This window comes from Pseudomonas sp. 20P_3.2_Bac5, from assembly GCF_025466035.1.
In the GTDB taxonomy this organism is placed as follows: Bacteria; Pseudomonadota; Gammaproteobacteria; order Pseudomonadales; family Pseudomonadaceae; genus Aquipseudomonas.
Map to the genome: position 1 here is coordinate 66,007 of NZ_JANLOA010000109.1, position 17,223 is coordinate 83,229.

At 64.0% G+C, this 17,223-nt stretch carries 14 protein-coding genes and 1 tRNA gene; 11 read left to right on the forward strand and 4 right to left on the reverse strand.

What is annotated here, in order from left to right; translation table 11 throughout:
* The first annotated feature begins 92 nt into the window (after positions 1-92).
* The 4 genes from NTD88_RS20510 to NTD88_RS20530 all read left to right on the forward strand — a co-directional run bounded on the left by NTD88_RS20510 (position 93) and on the right by NTD88_RS20530 (position 4,444).
* Positions 93-683, forward strand: coding sequence for a TetR/AcrR family transcriptional regulator (locus NTD88_RS20510; protein WP_095158671.1), 591 nt, complete (start codon positions 93-95; stop codon positions 681-683).
* A gap of 278 nt (positions 684-961) precedes the next feature.
* A complete protein-coding gene (locus NTD88_RS20515; RefSeq protein ID WP_262155656.1) occupies positions 962-2,017 on the forward strand; it encodes an aromatic ring-hydroxylating oxygenase subunit alpha in 1,056 nt (351 codons plus the stop codon).
* Positions 2,018-2,039: 22 nt separating this feature from the next.
* Entirely contained in the window at positions 2,040-3,398 is a 1,359-nt protein-coding gene (locus tag NTD88_RS20525; protein ID WP_315975167.1) for an FAD-dependent oxidoreductase, read from the forward strand.
* A 116-nt stretch (positions 3,399-3,514) separates the two neighbouring features.
* A complete protein-coding gene (locus tag NTD88_RS20530) occupies positions 3,515-4,444 on the forward strand; it encodes a LysR family transcriptional regulator (RefSeq protein ID WP_262155657.1) in 930 nt (309 codons plus the stop codon).
* A 24-nt stretch (positions 4,445-4,468) separates the two neighbouring features.
* On the opposite strand, the gene NTD88_RS20535 is transcribed toward NTD88_RS20530, so the two are convergent.
* The 4 genes from NTD88_RS20535 to NTD88_RS20550 all read right to left on the reverse strand — a co-directional run bounded on the left by NTD88_RS20535 (position 4,469) and on the right by NTD88_RS20550 (position 8,639).
* Positions 4,469-5,626, reverse strand: a complete 1,158-nt coding sequence (locus NTD88_RS20535) for an MFS transporter (RefSeq protein WP_262155658.1) — start codon at positions 5,624-5,626, stop codon at positions 4,469-4,471.
* A gap of 100 nt (positions 5,627-5,726) precedes the next feature.
* On the reverse strand, positions 5,727-5,870 hold the full coding sequence (locus NTD88_RS20540) for a hypothetical protein (RefSeq protein ID WP_177454474.1): 144 nt from the start codon (positions 5,868-5,870) through the stop codon (positions 5,727-5,729).
* Between the two features lie 95 nt (positions 5,871-5,965).
* Entirely contained in the window at positions 5,966-7,330 is a 1,365-nt protein-coding gene (locus tag NTD88_RS20545) for a diguanylate cyclase (RefSeq protein WP_262155659.1), read from the reverse strand.
* Between the two features lie 100 nt (positions 7,331-7,430).
* Positions 7,431-8,639, reverse strand: a complete 1,209-nt coding sequence (locus tag NTD88_RS20550; protein ID WP_262155660.1) for an MFS transporter — start codon at positions 8,637-8,639, stop codon at positions 7,431-7,433.
* A 146-nt stretch (positions 8,640-8,785) separates the two neighbouring features.
* Here NTD88_RS20550 and NTD88_RS20555 point away from each other — a divergent pair, with 146 nt between their 5' ends.
* The 7 genes from NTD88_RS20555 to NTD88_RS20585 all read left to right on the forward strand — a co-directional run bounded on the left by NTD88_RS20555 (position 8,786) and on the right by NTD88_RS20585 (position 17,164).
* On the forward strand, positions 8,786-9,307 hold the full coding sequence (locus NTD88_RS20555) for an RNA polymerase sigma factor (RefSeq protein WP_262155661.1): 522 nt from the start codon (positions 8,786-8,788) through the stop codon (positions 9,305-9,307).
* The gene (locus NTD88_RS20560; RefSeq protein WP_262155662.1) at positions 9,304-10,236 is read left to right on the forward strand and encodes a FecR family protein; all 933 of its coding nucleotides are present in this window, start codon (positions 9,304-9,306) and stop codon (positions 10,234-10,236) included. The genes NTD88_RS20555 and NTD88_RS20560 overlap by 4 nt, the downstream gene beginning before the upstream one ends.
* 93 nt (positions 10,237-10,329) lie before the next feature.
* Positions 10,330-12,753: a TonB-dependent siderophore receptor gene (locus NTD88_RS20565; protein ID WP_262155663.1), complete on the forward strand. Its 2,424-nt coding sequence runs from the start codon at positions 10,330-10,332 to the stop codon at positions 12,751-12,753.
* 93 nt (positions 12,754-12,846) lie between these two features.
* Positions 12,847-12,923, forward strand: a tRNA-Met gene (locus NTD88_RS20570).
* A 196-nt stretch (positions 12,924-13,119) separates the two neighbouring features.
* Positions 13,120-13,632 (forward strand): sigma-70 family RNA polymerase sigma factor, encoded by a 513-nt coding sequence (locus tag NTD88_RS20575; RefSeq protein ID WP_262129221.1) that lies wholly within the window; start codon positions 13,120-13,122, stop codon positions 13,630-13,632.
* Entirely contained in the window at positions 13,608-14,444 is an 837-nt protein-coding gene (locus NTD88_RS20580; protein ID WP_315975168.1) for a FecR domain-containing protein, read from the forward strand. Before NTD88_RS20575 ends, NTD88_RS20580 begins: the two co-directional genes overlap by 25 nt.
* A 251-nt stretch (positions 14,445-14,695) precedes the next feature.
* Complete coding sequence (locus NTD88_RS20585) at positions 14,696-17,164, forward strand: TonB-dependent siderophore receptor (RefSeq protein ID WP_262155664.1); 2,469 nt, start codon at positions 14,696-14,698, stop codon at positions 17,162-17,164.
* Positions 17,165-17,223 lie beyond the last annotated feature (59 nt).

Consider the following 17,223-nt stretch of genomic DNA (forward strand, 5'->3'; position numbering starts at 1 on the left):
CGGCAGGCGGCGGGAAAAATACATACGGCTCGTATGAATAAAAGCCTATTTACATACAATGCGTATGTAAACCCCTCACCCAGGAGAAACCGATGGCTCGCCGTACCCGCGCCGAAATGGAAGAAACCCGTGCCGCCCTGCTGGCCACGGCCCGCAAGGCGTTCAGCGAAACCGGCTACGCCGCAGCGTCGATGGACGAACTCACCGCACAGGCCGGCCTGACCCGGGGCGCGCTTTACCATCATTTCGGCGACAAGAAAGGTCTGCTGGCGGCGGTGGTCGAGCAGATCGACGCGGAAATGGATGAGCGCCTGAACGTTATTTCCGACACCGCCGAAGACACCTGGGAAGGCTTCCGCACGCGGTGTGAGGTGTATCTGCAAATGGCCCTGGAACCGGAAATCCAGCGCATCGTCCTGCGCGATGCCCGCGCCGTGCTGGGCGGTGCCTCGGCGGACTCACAGCAGCATTGCATTGCGTCGATGCAGGTGCTGATCGAGCAGTTGATCGAGGAGAAAATCGTCGTGGCACTGGACCCGCGGGCGCTGGCGCGGTTGATCTACGGCAGCCTGGCCGAAGCGGCGGTGTGGATCGCCGAAACCGAAGCGGGCGACGAACGCTTGGCCCAGGCCAGTGAAGCGTTGGCGGTGTTGTTGCGGGGCATTCTGAGGCTGAGTCGCTAGCCGGCAGATCTTCAGCGCCCTTGAGATCCAGCGCCGCCCGCGCGGCGCATCGCCGGCAAGCCGGCTCCCACAGGGGTTTGTCTGTCAGTCAAGGCCATGGCGCGCGGCAACCATTGTGGGAGCCGCCGCCGCGATCAAGGCAACATAAACGATTCCACATAAGGAACATGTTCTTCACGACATGGGCGCGGTGGCTCTGTCTCTCTAGCATGGATCTCGCACTCGGACCCGGACTCGCCCCCAGCGCCAGTGCCACGCCCATAACAAGGAGAACAATAATGTCCACCGCCGCCTTGGCCTGCCAGACCGTGACCTGGAACCCGATCACCAAGACCAGTAGCTTCACCGACCACGACCGCGAGGTTCTCACCCGGCACTGGCACCCTGTCGCCTTCAGCGCGGACGTCACCGACAAACCCTACGCCGTCTCCCTGCTGGATGAGCCAGTGGTGCTCTACCGCACCGGCAACAAGGTGAATGCCGCCCGCGACATTTGCAGCCACCGCGGCGCGCCCCTGAGCAAGGGCTGGGTCCAGGGGGAAAACATCATTTGTCCGTACCACGGCCTGCACTTCGGCACCGATGGGCGCTGCACCCGCATACCGTCGGAACCCAACGCCAACCTCACCGAACGCCACCGCATCCAGATGTACGCGACCCGCGAGGACTACGGGCTGATCTGGGTCTTGATGTCCGGCACCGAAGCCCCGTTCGCGCAGATGCCGTCGTGGCATGACGAGAGCTTCCAGCGCATTCTTCCACCGTCGATCGATATCGCGGCATCCGCTGGCCGCCAGGTCGAAGGCTTCATCGACGTGGCCCACTTCGCCTGGATTCACCACGAGGCCTTTGCCGACCGCGACAATCCCGTGGTGCCAACCTACAAAGCCGAGGTCACGCCATACGGGGTGCACGCCGAGTACGTCAGCAGCGTCAGCAACTTCCCCAAGTCAATGCAGCACCGGGCACCTGAGGGCTTCCAGTGGAAGCGTACCTTCGATGTCTTTGCGCCCTTCACCGCGCGCCTGACGGTCAATTTCCCCGACCCGGAGCACCGCCTGGTGATCCTCAACGCGGCCAGCCCAATTTCCGCGCGCAAGACCCGGATGTTCTGCGCCATCACCCGCAACTTCGACAAGCAGATGCCGCTGGACGACGTCTATACCTTCAACCAGCAGGTCTTCGAAGAGGACCGCGACATCGTCGAACTGTGCCGCCCGGAGGACTTGCCGCTGGACCTCTCGCTGGAAATCCATATTCCCGCCGACCGCTCTTCCACCGCCTACCGTCGTGCCCTGAGCGCGCTGGGCCTGGGCCGCGCCTTTACCAGTTGATCAACTGACGGGAGTTTCGACCATGTACACATGGGAATGTCTGGTGTGCGGCTTCATCTACGACGAAGCGGCCGGAAGACCGGAAGACGGTATCGCGGCGGGCACCCGCTGGGAGGAGGTGCCGCAGGACTGGTACTGCCCGGAGTGCGGCGTCGGCAAGGCCGACTTCGAGATGGTCAGGATTGCCGGGCCGGAGATGGCGGCGACAGCCGCGGCCCTCCAGCCGGACCCGGTGGTCATCCTCGGCTCGGGGCTGGCCGGCTACACCCTGGCCCGCGAACTGCGCAAGCTGGATGCCGACACGCCGATCCTGATCGTCACCCGCGACGGTGGCGAGTTCTATTCCAAGCCGGCACTGTCCAATGCCTTTCAGACCGGGCGCCTGCCCGATCAGTTGGTGACCTCCAGCGCCGAGCAGATGGCGACGCAGTTGCGCGCCCGCATCAAGACCCGCACGACCATCGAACACATCGATGCCCAGGCGCAGGTGGTCTACATCGATGACCAGCCGCAACGCTACAGCGCGCTGGTCCTGGCACTGGGCGCCGATGCCCGCCGCCCGGACCTGGCCGGGGATGGCGTTGACGCCATCGTCACCGTCAACGACCTGGAGGACTACCGCGAGTTTCGCCAGCGGATCGGCGTCGACAGTCGCATCGCCATTCTCGGCGCCGGGCTCATCGGTTGCGAGTTTGCCAACGACCTGCGCCATGCCGGCCACCACGTCCACGTCATCGACCGTGCCACCTGGCCGCTGAGCCGGCTGCTACCGTCCGAAGCCGGAGACGAGATGGCGAATGCGCTGGGCGCCATCGGCGTTCACCTGGCGCTGGGCAATGCACCGGTAGCCGTCCAGCGCAGCGGAGAGGGCTTCAGGTTGCAGATGGCCGACGGTGCCGTGCTCGACGTGGACTACGTGCTCTGCGCCATCGGCCTGGAGCCTCGCGGCAAACTGGCTCAGGCGGCGGGAATCGCCGTCTCGGGCGGCATCATCACCGATGCCTGCCTGCGCACCAGCGCCCCGAACGTCTATGCCTTGGGTGATTGCGCGCGGGTTCATGATCTGGTGCTGCCGTATGTGATGCCGATCATGCTGCAGGCCCGCGCCCTGGCCCAGACCCTCGCCGGGCAACCCACGCCGGTCGCCTACCCGGCGATGCCGGTGACCATCAAGACCAGCGTCCTGCCCACCGTCGTGGCTTCGCCGCTGGACAGCAACGGCCTGTGGTCAACCGACCTGGGCGAACGCTGCGACAAGGGCATCGCCACCGTGAAATCGCTCTATCACGACGAGCACCGCCGCATGCTGGGCTTCGTGCTGATGGGGACGGCGATCCAGGAGAAGGCTGAACTGCTCAAAGCGCTCCCGGACTGGCGCTAGCAGAGGGAGCTGACGAGCATCTGTGTGCATGGACGCACTTCTGGGCATCGTTATATATTTCAATACATAACGATGCCATTTTTTGCCAACGCCCGGCCTTCGACACAGACACCGCCATGCCCAACTGCGACGCCCAACTCCTGCGCACGCTCTACACCCTGCTGACCGAGTGCAGCGTGTCGCGCACCGCCGAGCTGCTCGGACAAACCCAGCCCGCCGTCAGCGTCGCCTTGCGCCGGCTGCGCGAACTGACCGGCGACCCCTTGCTGGTGCGCAGCGGCAGTCGCATGCTGCTGACCAGCCACGGCCAGACCCTGATCGACCCGGTGGCCCAGGCGCTGGAAGGTATCGAGCAGGTCCTGCACCCGATGGACCGCTTCAACCCCGCCACCACCCGCCAGACCTTTCGCATCAGCACGCCGGATTACCTGAGCGTGTTTTTCGTGCCTGCAATCGTCGAGCGCTTCTATGCCCAGGCGCCCCTCGCCACGCTGGAGCTGACCCACCTGCAAGCCGAAGGCGGTTACTCGCGAGGCCTGGAGGAAGGCTATCTGGATTTGGTGATCGGCAACTGGAGAACCCCCGCCGATCACCTGCACCTGCAACCGTTGTGCGACGACGATCTGGTGTGCCTGATGCGCGACGAACACCCCATCCGGCCTGGCGAGCTGACCCAGGAGGCCTACACCCGGGCGGACCACCTCGCGGTGATGACCCACAATGCCTCCGGCCAGGGCACCATTGGCGCCGAACTGGCCGGGAGCGGCCTGGCCAGACGGGTGACGACCACCCTGCCCTACTTCTGCATCGCCCCGTATGTGCTGGTCAAATCGAACCTGGTCTTCACCACTACGCGATCATTTGCCAAGCACTACAGCGAATTGTTGCCGCTGCGTATCGAGCCCTTTCCCGTACCCGCCCAGCCCTTGCGCTACTACCAACTCTGGCACGCACGCAAACATCGCTCGGAGGCCTCGAAGTGGCTGCGTGGGGTGGTGCTGGCGGCGGCCAGGGCGATTGCGCCCGAGCCATCGCTTCCGGGCTGATCCCCGGCGAAGACGGCTGCCCCCTCACTCCGCCACCGACACCCGATACGCCTTGCGATTCGCCGACCGCGCAAAGCACACGAACAGCGCCGCCATTACCGCCAGCGCCATCGGCAAACCGTGCGGCGCCACGTCCATCGCCGCGCCGCTGACCAGCGGCCCGATCAGGCTGCCCACGCCCCACAGCAATCCGACACTGGCATTCGCGGTCACCAGATCCTGCCCCTTGAACTGCTGCCCGATCAGCACCAGCGCCAAGGTATACACCCCGCCCGCCACCGCCCCGAGCAACACCAGCGCCGGCCACAACAGCCACTGCACCTGGATCAGCCACGGCAATGCCAGGCCGATCAGCATCGCCACCACGCCACAGACCAAGTGCACCAGCGTGCGCTCGCAGCGATCCGCCAGCCAGCCGATGGGCAACTGGAACAGCATGTCGCCCGTCAGGATCACCGTCACCATCAACGCCGCCACGCCCACCGCGTAAGCGTGGTTGGTGGCGTACACCGGCAGCAGCGAGAGGATCACCGCGTCGAAGAACGAGAAGAACAGCACGCCCATGCACAGCGCGGGCGCGACGCGGAAGAAGCCGGCGAGGGAGAAGCTCTTTTCGCCCTCGTCGCCATGCTCGACATGATCGTTCGGCACCGTCCAAACGATGCACGCCAGCGCCAGCGCATACCCCACCGACACCATCACGACCAGCCACGGCCCCTGCGCGCCGAGCAGCGAAAGCATGGCCGGACCGAGCATCTGGCAGCCGGTGAAGGCGGTGGCGTACAGCGCCATGACCTTGCCGCGGTTGTGTTCTTCGCTCAGTTCATTGACCCAGGATTCGCCGAGGATGATCGCCACCCCCATGCCGAGCCCGAGGCCGAGGCGCAACGCGCCGAGCAGGTAGATCGACGAGAACGCCCACTCGATCAGCCCGACACTGAGGGCGCAGATGCTGAAACTGAGCAGGTAGATCATGCGCCGGGTCAGGTGCCGGCAGCAGGCGTCGACCATGAAGGCCGACAGCATCATGCCGGCCGCGGGCGCGGCGGACAGGACGCCGATCTGCAGGCTGCTGGCCCCGGCATCGAGCAGGCGCAGCGACACCAACGGCAGGGTCGCGCCGAGGCTGAAACCGATGATGGAAACGACAAACAACAGACCGACGAGAAAACGCTTGTTCATGACTCACTCCACAACCGCCGGCGCGCGAGGCAAAGGGCTCACGCGCGGGCGCAACACGCTCGATGACAGAAGACGAACGGACCACGACGGCCCGCGAAGGTCAGGCGGCGATGGTGTGTGGCGAGAAGGTGAAGGCGAACAGCACGCTGCGCCGGCGCTTGAGCACCGTGTCACTCGGCCAGTCACGACGAACGGCCCGGACGACGGGCTGTTGAGCGATGAGGTGGCAGTTGACGCGGTTCATGGTCGGGCTACAGCAAGGGGATTGGAAAGGGCCGGCACTCTAGGCCATGGGCTTCGGTGCCGTCAATCAGCCACTGGTCGGGCGTGGCGCCGGGGTCACGACAGCCGCGACGGCAAGGCTTCTTCATCAGGCGCCGTTCCCACCACCAAACGATTGCGGCCTTCTTGCTTGGCGCGGTACAGCGCGAGGTCCGCGACACTGAGCAATGAGGTCAGGGCAACGCTGTCGCCGGGGCGGTCGGGGTCGTAGCTGGCGCAACCGATGCTCAGGGTCACCCGCCCCATGGGGCTGGCGGCATGGCTGAGGTTGGCGTCGTAGATTTCCTGGCACAGCTCGCGGGCGACGGTGCGCGCGCCATGGGCGTCGGTGTCGGGGAGGATCACCGCGAACTCTTCGCCGCCATAACGACAGACCTGATCCCCCGGGCGCAGCAAGGACTGGCCAAGCAACATGGCGATCTTGCGCAGGCACTCGTCGCCGGCCTGATGGCCATAGTGGTCGTTGAACACCTTGAACTGATCGACATCCACCATCAGCAGAGACAGCGGCCGGCCTTCGCGGCGGGAGCGCGCCTTCTCCTGCAACAGCGCTTCGTCGAAGCGCCGGCGGTTGGGCAGGCCGGTGAGGAAGTCTTCGCTGGCCAGGGCCTGCAGGCGGGCATTGGCCTGGGCCAGTTGCGCATTGCTTTCGGCCAGGGCCTGGCGCATCAGGCATTGCTCGGTGATGTCACTGAGGGCCAGGGTCATGCCGAGGACTTCGTGGTCGAGGTCGCGCACCGCGCCGATTTTCATCAGGTACGTGTGGCCCTTCCAGTCCAGTTCGCGGTCCGCCAGCGCCTGGTCGCGCTCCAGTTCCGCGAGGCACTGCGCCAGGTCCAGTTGCTCGACGGGCAGCAGCGCGGGCAGCGGTTGCCCGACCAATTGCGTGGCGTCGCCGCCGAGCAGTTGGCCGAGCGCACGGTTGACGTTGACTAGCACGCCCTGCCGGTCCACCAGGCCCAACGCCACGGACGCCGCGGCGTACAGCGCTTCGAGTTGCACTTCGCGGCGGTCCAGCGGGCCGATGCCGGGCGTGACGTCACGGTCGATGCCGCGGTAGCCGGTGAAGGTCCCCTGCGCGTCGAACAGCGGCACGCCGCTGGTTTCCAGCACCACCAGTCGGCCATCGGAGCGGATATTGCGGTTGATCAATCCGGCGAAAGGACGTTGCTCGGCCACGATCCCGCCGAAGATCGCCCCGACCCGCGCGGCTTCGTCGGGCGGCATGAAATCGAACGGTGTCTTGCCCAACACCTCGCTCGGGGCAAAGCCGAGCATCTGCCGGCTGTGCTCGGAACAGAAGGTGTAGCGGCCCTGGCTGTCCACTTCCCAGAGCCAGTCGGAGTTGTGCGCGATGATTTCCCGCAGGCGCAGGACTTCCTGTGCTTCGGGGAGTGGCTCAGGATCGGAGGCGTTGGGCATAGGGGCTACTTCGGAGAACAACCGGAAGATTGCAAAGCGCCACGTTACTGGATCGGAGCCCAACCGGGCAAATCCGGCGTAACGTGGCGCTTCAGACCTGTCAGCGCTTCTTCGTCGACGGCAGCAGGATCGCCAGAATCCCCAGCAGCGGCAGGAACGAGCACAGGTAGTAGACGTACTCGATACCGTGGATATCCGCGAGGTAACCCAACAGCGCCGCGCCGATGCCACCGAAGCCGAACATCAGGCCGAAGAACACCCCGGCGATCATGCCGACATTGCCCGGCACCAGTTCTTGCGCGTACACCACGATCGCCGAGAACGCCGAGGCGAGGATGAAGCCGATAATCACGCTGAGCACGCTGGTCCAGAACAGGTCCGCGTAGGGCAGCGCCAACGTGAACGGTGCCACGCCGAGGATGGAGAACCAGATCACCGCCTTGCGGCCGATGCGGTCGCCGATCGGCCCGCCGAAGAAGGTGCCGGCCGCCACCGCCCCGAGGAACAGGAACAGATGCAGTTGCGAACTGCCCACCGAGAGGTCGAACTTCTCGATCAGGTAGAAGGTGTAGTAGCTGGTCAGGCTGGACATGTAGAAGTACTTGGAGAACACCAGCAGCCCCAGCACCACCAGCGCGCTGATCACCCGCCCGCGTGACAAACCGTGGGTCGCGGCCTGACCGGCCTTGGCCTTGAACAGGTTCAGGTGCTCGCGATACCAGCGGCTCAGGCCGTAGGTCACCATCACGGCGGCCACGGCGAACAGGCCGAACCAAACGACGTTGCCCTGGCCGAACGGAATGATGATCGCCGCCGCCAGCAGCGGGCCGAACGCCGAACCGGCGTTGCCGCCGACCTGGAAGGTCGACTGGGCGAGGCCATAGCGGCCGCCCGAGGCGAGCCGGGCGATCCGCGAGGTTTCCGGGTGGAAGGTCGAGGAGCCGATGCCCACCAGCCCGGCGGCCAGCAGGATCATCGCGAAGCTGCCGACATACGCCAGCATTACGATGCCCACCAACGTGCACAACGTACCGAGCGGCAGCAGGTTGGGCATCGGCTTGCGGTCGGTGTAGAAACCCACCGCCGGTTGCAGCAGCGAGGCGGTGATCTGGAAGGTCAGGGTAATCAGGCCGACCTGGGCGAAGCTCAGGTCATAGTTGGCCTTGAGCAGCGGATAAATCGACGGCAGCACCGCCTGGATCAGGTCGTTGATCAGGTGCGCCAAGGCGCAGGCGGCAATGATGCGCATCACCAGCGGGCTGCTCTGGCTGGCAGCGGTCGCGGTTGGCGCGGCGGTACTTGAGGACATGGGACAGCATCCATCGGAGGGCAGGAAAGGCTCCGATTATGGCGAAATCGTTAGCAAGCGCACTATTCTTTTTGCCGAACGGCTGCTTGTGAATAATTCTCAATAACGCTAGCATCGCCGCTCATTTCACCTGCGCGGCGCCCAGCATGTCCGAGGATCAGGAAGACCGAAGCCTGGCGGGGCTCTACCAGCGCCACCGCAGCGAACTGATGGCCTTTCTCACCCGTCGCACGCGCTGCCGCGAGACCGCCAGCGACCTGCTGCAGGACGCCTTCATCCGCCTGATGCACAGCGAGCGCGGCGAAGTCGGCAACCTGCGCGCCTTCCTGTACCGCATCGCCAGCAACCTGAGCATCGACCACGCCCGCCGCAATCAGGTGCGCGGGGTCAATGACGAGCAGGCGCTGGAACAGTTGCTCACCGAAACCAGCCCGGAACGCAGTGCCGTGGCGGGCAACACCCTGGCGCACCTGGAGCGGCTGATCGACGGCCTGCCCTCGCCGACCCGCGAGGTTTTTCTGCTGGCCCGGGTCGAGCAAATGAGCTACAAGGACATCGCCGCAAAACTGGGCCTGGAGCAACGCGCCGTCGAGCGCCACCTGAACAAAGCCTTGAGCCACTGCGCAGCCGCCGCTCTGCATGCGCGCAACCAGACCGAATCGTCATGACCGTCCCGCCCTCTCCCGCCGATCTCGCCGCCGATCCCGCGCAACAAGCGCTGGACTGGTTCACCCGGCTGCGCGCCGAGGACCTGAGCGCGGCCGAGCGGCAGGCTTTCGAGCAGTGGCGCGAGGCGCCGGACAACGCGCGGGCGTTCGCCGAAGTCGAGTCGCTGTGGCAGGTGCTTGAACTGCCGGCGCGGCGGGTGCGCAAAGCCGAACGCGCGCGCGGCAAGCGCTGGCCTCGGCTGGCGACCGCGGCCTGCCTGCTGCTGGCGGCGGGTGTCGCCTGGTTGCAATGGCCGGCCTTGCAACGCCTGAACAGCGACTACGCCACCCACGCTGGCGAACGCGGCAGCTTCACCCTCGCCGACGGCTCGCAACTGCGCCTGGACAGCAACAGCGCGGTGGATGTCGAACTGGACGGCGCCATTCGAACGCTGCACCTGCGCCAGGGGCGACTGTTCCTTGAGGTGAAACACGATGGTCGGCCGTTCGTGGTCAACGTCGATGACGCCCAGGTGCGGGTGCTCGGCACCCGGTTCTCGGTCGCGCGCGGCGACGGGATCGATGAAGTGATGCTGGAGAGCGGCAAGGTGCAGGTGCTCGCCGGCGCGCAAACCCAGGTCCTCACGCCCGGCCAGCGCCTGACGGTGCACGGCGAGCAGATCGATCCGCCGCAGGCGGTGGATGCCGAACGCCTGCTGGCCTGGCGCGACGGTCAGTTGCGGGTCCGCGATGTGCCACTGCGCGAGGTCCTGCAGCGACTGGCCGACTATCAAGGCCAATCCTTGCTGCTGCTCGACGCTGCTGCCGGACAGCGCCTGGTCAGTGGCAGCTTCAACCTCGACCAGGCCGACAACGCCCTCGATGCCCTGCTCAGCAGCCAGAAATTGCGCGCCGATTCCCTCGCCGGGCGCTGGCTGATCGTGCGCTGAAAATTATTTTCGCGAGCGTCCGGTAATTCCTGAATCTGCTGCGTCACACCTCCACATAAGAAGCATTACCATTTGTATTCTGGGGGAGGACACATGCAGTACCCATTCGATTTCGCCTTCAAACGCCTGCCATTGGCCCGCGCCATCCTGGCCGCGACGCTGGTCACCGCGCTGCCGGCCGGCACCTTGCAGGCCGCCGAGACCAGCACCCGCGAAGCCCAGGCGCAGCGTTTCGACTTCACCATCGGCGCCCAGCCGCTGGCCGACGCGCTCGATCAGTTCAGCGCGCAGAGCGGCTATCAGGTGATCTACCAGAGCAGCCAGGTCGCCGGCCTGCAGTCGCCCGGCGTGCAAGGACGGCTTAGCGCCGACGAGGCGATCCAGCGCCTCACCGCAGGCACCGGCGCGCGCCTGAGCCAGCCCAACACCAACAGCTTCCTCCTCGACCTGCCGGTGAACCTCGGCGGCGGCAGCCTGCAACTGGATGCGCTGAGCATTTCCGGCAAGGCGCCGGGCTCGACCACCGAAGGCACCGGGCTGTACACCACCTATTCCTCCAGCAGCTCGACGCGGCTGAACCTCAGCCCGAAGGAAACCCCACAGTCGCTGACCGTGATGACGCGCCAGCGCCTCGACGACCAGCGCCTGACCAACCTGTCCGACGCGCTGGAAGCCACGCCCGGGATCATCGTCACCCGTGACGGGCTCGGCGCCGAAAGCGACGCCTACTGGTCCCGCGGCTTCGCGGTGCAGAACTACGAGATCGACGGCGTGCCCACCGTCGCGCGCATGGACAACTACACCCAGAGCATGGCCATGTACGACCGCGTCGAAGTGGTCCGCGGCGCCAGCGGCCTGATCAGCGGCATGGGCAACCCGTCGGCGACCATCAACCTGATCCGCAAGCGCCCGACCTATGAAAGCCAGGCGAGCATCACCGGCTCGGTCGGCAATTGGGATCGCTACGGCAGCGGCTTCGACGTCTCCGGCCCGCTGAATGAAAGCGGCAGCGTGCGCGGGCGGCTGGTGGCGGACATCAAGAGCGAGCATGCCTGGGTCGACCGCTACAAACTCGATGCCCAGACGCTGTACGGCATCACCGAATTCGACCTGAGCGAAGACACCCTGCTGACCGCGGGCTTCAGCTACCAGCGCACCGACGTCGACTCGCCCCTGCGCACCGGCCTGCCCACCCGCTTCGCCTCGGGCGAGCGCACCAACCTGAGCCGGTCGATCAACAGCGCCCCGACCTGGTCCTACAACGACCACGTGCAGACCAGCTTTTTCACCTCGATCGAACATCAACTGGGCAACGGCTGGAGCGGCAAGGTCGAGTTCAGCCACTCGGAAAACCAGTTCGACGAGGTGTTCGGCTTCCTGATGGGCAACCTGAATACCGACGGCAGCGGCCTGTCGCAATTGCCTGTGCGCTTCTCCGGCACGCCGCGCCAGAACAACCTCGACGCCTACCTGACCGGCCCGTTCAGCCTGCTGGGACGCGAGCATGAGTTGATCACCGGCGTGACCCTGTCGCAGTACCGCGAGCATGTGCCGAGCTGGGGCGGCTGGCGCTATGACTACAACGCCACGTCCGATGCGGCGGTGGGCAATATCTTCGATTGGGACGGCAAGCAGCTCAAACCGGAATTCACCGAATCCGGAAAATCGCGCATGGAAGAAAACCAGTACGCCGCCTACGCCACCACGCGCCTGAACCTGACCGACGACCTGAAACTGATCCTCGGCAGCCGGGTGATCGACTGGAAACGCGACACCGAGGACAAGCCCTACGGCGCGGAGACGACCGAGGTCAATCGCAAGGAAACCGGCGTGTTCATCCCGTACACCGGGGTGGTCTACGACCTGAACGACACCTGGTCGGTCTACGCCAGCTACACCAAGATCTTCAGCCCGCAGGGTTCGTGGGTCCGCGACGAAGACAACAAACCGTTCGACCCGATGGAAGGCGTGGGCTACGAGATCGGCATCAAGGGCAGCCACCTGGACGGCAAGCTGAACTCCAGCCTGGCCGTGTTCAAGCTGGAGCAGGACAACCTCGCCATCTGGCAGCACGACAACGTGTACTCGGCCGAGCAGGACACCACCTCCAAAGGCGTGGAATTCGAACTCAGCGGCGAATTGGCGGAAGGCTGGCAAGCGGCGGCGGGTTACGTCTACACCACCACCACGGACAAGGACGACGAACGCATCTACACCATCCTGCCGCGACACAGCCTGAAGACCTACACCAGCTACCGCCTGCCGGGCGCGCTGGACAAACTGACGGTGGGTGGCGGCGTGAACTGGCAGAGCAAGGTGGGCGGCGACCTGCACACCTTCACCCAGGGCAGCTACGCCGTGACCAACCTGATGGCGCGCTACCAGATCAGCCAGAACCTGAGCGCGACGGTGAACCTGGACAACGTGTTCGACCGAAAATACTTCAGCATGACCAGCAGCTACGGCAACTACGGCACGCCGCGCAGCCTCATGACCGGCTTCAAATACGACTTCTGACGCCGCATTCGGCTAAGCGGTTGATAGCGCGCAAAATTTTTTGAAATATAGTGTTGACAGATATTCGTTTCAGGCGAATAATGCGCGCCACTTGGCTACATAGCTCAGTTGGTTAGAGCATAGCATTCATAATGCTGGGGTCCGGGGTTCAAGTCCCTGTGTAGCCACCATACCCCGCCCCGAAGTTGCGAAAGCAATTTTGAGGCAAACAGAAAAGCCCGCCTTGCGCGGGCTTTTTTGTGTCCGACTGTCAGCCCCTCCTTGTATCCCCATGCGTTCGCCCCCGCCGATGAGCGGATAGCCGATTGTCATAAATCGTCACATAGCAAATAATGAGACATATTATCATTTGCAGCGATCACTCTCATGGACGCCGGGATCAACACGTCAGCACCACTGGATATCGAGCATCTTTACGGCGAGCACCACGGCTGGCTAAAGGGCTGGTTACGCACCCGCACCGGCAATAGCGCCGACGCAGCGGACCTGGCGCAAGATACCTTCATGCGCATGCTGACCCTGCGCCAAATGCCTGCCCTGCGCGAGCCACGCCATTACCTGGTGACCATCGCCCGCGGCCTGCTGATTGACAAGGCACGGCGCAAGGCCCTTGAGCTGGCGTATCTGGAAGTGCTGGCCGCGCGACCGGAGTCACTTCAGGTGTCCCCGGAAACCTACCACATGATTATCGAATCGCTGTTGGCCATCGACCGTCTGCTCGACGGCCTGGGCATGCGAACCCGGCAGATCTTCCTCATGGTCCAACTCGAAGGCCTCAGCTATGTGCAGGTCGGCAAGCAATTGGGCCTGTCGGTGACCACGGTAAAGAACCACCTGGGCAAGGCGCTAATGCAATGCATCCTGTTGATGGACGACTGAACACCCCTCCTGCACGTCCGCCCGCCAAGGCACACTTGCAAACGGCGGTGCAGTGGTACCTGACGCTCAACGACACCGACGTCAGCCCTGCCCAGCACCTCGCGTGGCAAGAATGGCTTGCCGCTGACCCCGAGCATGCCAGCGCCTGGGCCAAGGTCGAAAAGCTCCAGCAACAACTACGCGGCGTTCCCCGGGATGTCGCCTTGCCCGTGCTGTCCCGGATGGGCGTACAACGGCGCCAAGGTCTCAAGCTGCTGATGTTGCTGGCTGCTGGCGCGGCAACCTTCGCCGGCTATCGCAGCTCCCCGTACAGCGCAGACTTCGCCACCCGCACCGGGCAGCAACGGCAAGTAACGCTGCCTGATGGCAGTAGCCTGACGTTGAACACCGATACCCAAGTCGATATCGCCTACACCGCACGAGAGCGGCTGATCCTTCTGCGCCAGGGCGAAATCCTGCTGACCACCGCATCCGACCGGTCACCCTCGCGTCCGTTGTCAGTCCAGACGCCCCACGGCAGGGTGCTCGCCCTGGGCACCCGCTTCGATGTGCGCCTGTTGCCAGGCTTCAGCACCGTCGAGGTTGAAAAGCACGCGGTCGAAGTCAGCACCCGCGACACCCCCCACCTCGTGCAACGGGTAGAAGAAGGCTGGGCACTGACCTTTGGCGCCTCCCAGATCGGCAGTTTGCGCCCCTCCACGACGGGCAGCAGCGCCTGGACACAAGGCTTGCTGGTGGCCCTCAATTGGCGGCTGGAAGACTTCATCCACGAACTGGCGCGTTACCGCCCCGGCTATCTGGGGGTGCGCTGATGAAGTCGCCGATTTAAGAATTTCCGGTGCGTTCCGCCTGGACGATATCGAAGGTGTCCTGGCCAACCTGCCGGTTTCGCTACCCGTGAAGGTGCGCCATGTCTCGAGGTACTGGGCGCGGGTCGAGCCGTAAGCGCTGGCCCTACTTGCAAACAAGCGAATGATTCGTCTTGCCGATTCCATTTTTCGTTCGGCTCATCAGTAGAGCGGTCCATCAGCCGCCTTTACTGCAACGGCATAGGAAGTCATGCATGAGCCACCCACGTCCCCTGAATAAAACCGCGTTGCGGCTGAGCCTTCATTCCAGGTTGTTGAGCATCAGCCTCGGCGGGGCCCTGTGCGCCACCACCCTCGCCCTCCCCGCCTGGGCGCAACAGGCCAGTGAGCAAATCGAGTACAACATTGCTGCCGGGCCACTGGATGCAGCGCTCACCCAGTTCGCAGCAACCAGCGGCGTGACATTGTCGTTTGGCTCAACGCAAACCCAAGGGTTGGTGACGGCGGGTATCAAAGGTCGATATTCCTTCGATGAAGGCATCGCACGGCTGCTGGCCAATAGCGGGATGCAGGCACGCCAGGAGGGGACGGGGCGCTACAGCCTGGTCAAAGCGCAAAGCGGTTCGACACTGGAACTCGGTGCAACCAACATCAACGGCGCAGCAATGGGGGCCACAACTGAAGGTACTGGCTCTTACACTACCGGCCCAATGCAGACCGCCACCAAACTGGCCCTGACGATGCGCCAGACGCCACAATCGGTCTCGGTCGTGACCCGCCAGCGCATGGATGACCGGGGCATGCAGGACCTGCACGACGTGATCAAAGACGTGCCCGGGGTCACCGTGGAAAAAGACGGCCCCGAGCGCCCGACCTACTATGCCCGTGGCTTTCAGGTCGACAACATCATGTACGACGGCCTGCCGACCACGGTGTCCAGCTACACGGCCCGCGACACCATTGCCGCCGCCGACACCGCCATGCTCGACCGGGTCGAAGTGGTGCGGGGCGCCACTGGCCTGATGACCGGTTCCGGCAGCCCTTCAGCCGCCATCAACCTGGTGCGCAAACGGCCAACCCGCGACACCCAGGTCAGCGTTACCGGCACCGCCGGGACCTGGAACAACTACCGTGGCGAACTGGATGCCTCCAGCGCCCTCAACGACAGCGGCAGCCTGCGCGGGCGTGCGGTAACCAGCTATCAAGTCAAAGACAGTGTCCAGGATGTGGTGAACAAAGAGCACGCGTTGTTCTACGCGATTGGCGAGGCGGACCTGAGCGATAGCACCACCCTGACCTTGGGCGCCTCGAACCAGAACCTCAACAACAACACCTCCTGGGGCGGCGTTCCGACTGCCAGCGATGGCGGTGATCTGAACCTGTCGCGCTCCACCTACCTGGGCAACGACTGGGGCCGCTGGGACCAGGACAACAACAGCCTCTTCAGCGAACTGGAACACCGCTTCGACAACGGCTGGAAGCTACGCATGGCAGCCACCAGGATGTGGTCGAAACTTGATCTTCTGGCCTCCTATGCGACTGCGGGCGCGACCGACGGCACCTTCGACCAGATGACCGGCAAGTTCAAGTACACCAACGACCAGACCAGCTACGACATGTTTGCCAGTGGTCCTTTCCAGCTTTTCGACCGGGAACATGAACTGGTGGTCGGCGCCAGCCGCCGCAAAGAAAACTTCAAAGGCAACGGCACCACGGTTCGCTCGGCGTCGAATATCGACATCTACAACTGGAACCCCCACGTCACGCCCATCCCCGCGTTCAACATGGGCGCCTGGCAACAACAGAGCGAAACCGAACAGACCGGTACCTACATCACCGGCCGTTTCAGCCTGGCCGACCCGTTGCACCTGATCCTTGGCGGACGCCTGGACTGGTACGACTACGAGATCGAGAACTCCAGCAACATCGCCGGCGTCAACCCGACATCCAGCCAGTACGACGTCACACGCAACCTGACCAAGTACGCTGGCCTGATCTACGACCTCAACGACACCTACTCGGTGTATGTCAGCTACACCGACATCTTCACGCCCCAGGGTGTAGTGGATGCCGATAACAAGGCGATCAAACCGATCGTTGGCAAGAACTACGAAGCCGGCATCAAGGCCGAATATCTCAATGGCGCCTTGAACGCCAGTGCGGCGATCTTCCGTATCGATCAGGAAAATCGTGCGTCTGTCATCAATACCCCTGGCGTCTGCCAGGCACCGGCCGGTATTTCCTGCTACCGGGCATCAGGTGAAGTGCGCAGCGAAGGGTTAGAACTGGAAGTCACCGGAGCCCTGACCGAGAGCTGGCAAATGGCAGCCGGCTACACCTACAACTCGGCCAAATACCGCAAGGATGCCAACCCGGATAACGAAGGTCGGCTGTTCGCCAGCGACTTGCCCCGCCATCTGTTCAAAGCCAGCACCACGTACCAACTGCCGGGTGCGCTCGAGCGCTGGCGGATCGGCGGCGGCATCACGGCTCAGAACACCATCTACAACCAGGGCAGTGGCTACCGCATCGAGCAGAAGGCGTACCGCATTGTCGACCTGATGGCGGGGTACAAAGTCTCGGAAAATGTCGACCTGCGCTTGAACGTCAACAACGTGTTCGACAAGAAGTACTACCAGAGCATCAACAGCAATACGTGGAACGGTTTCAACGTCTATGGCGAACCACGCAATGCCATGATGACTGTGCGCTGGTCACTTTAAGGCCACCGTCCAGTGGCTGATCGAATCGTTCAAGGTGCAGCAGGCGGCTGAGGCTAGGA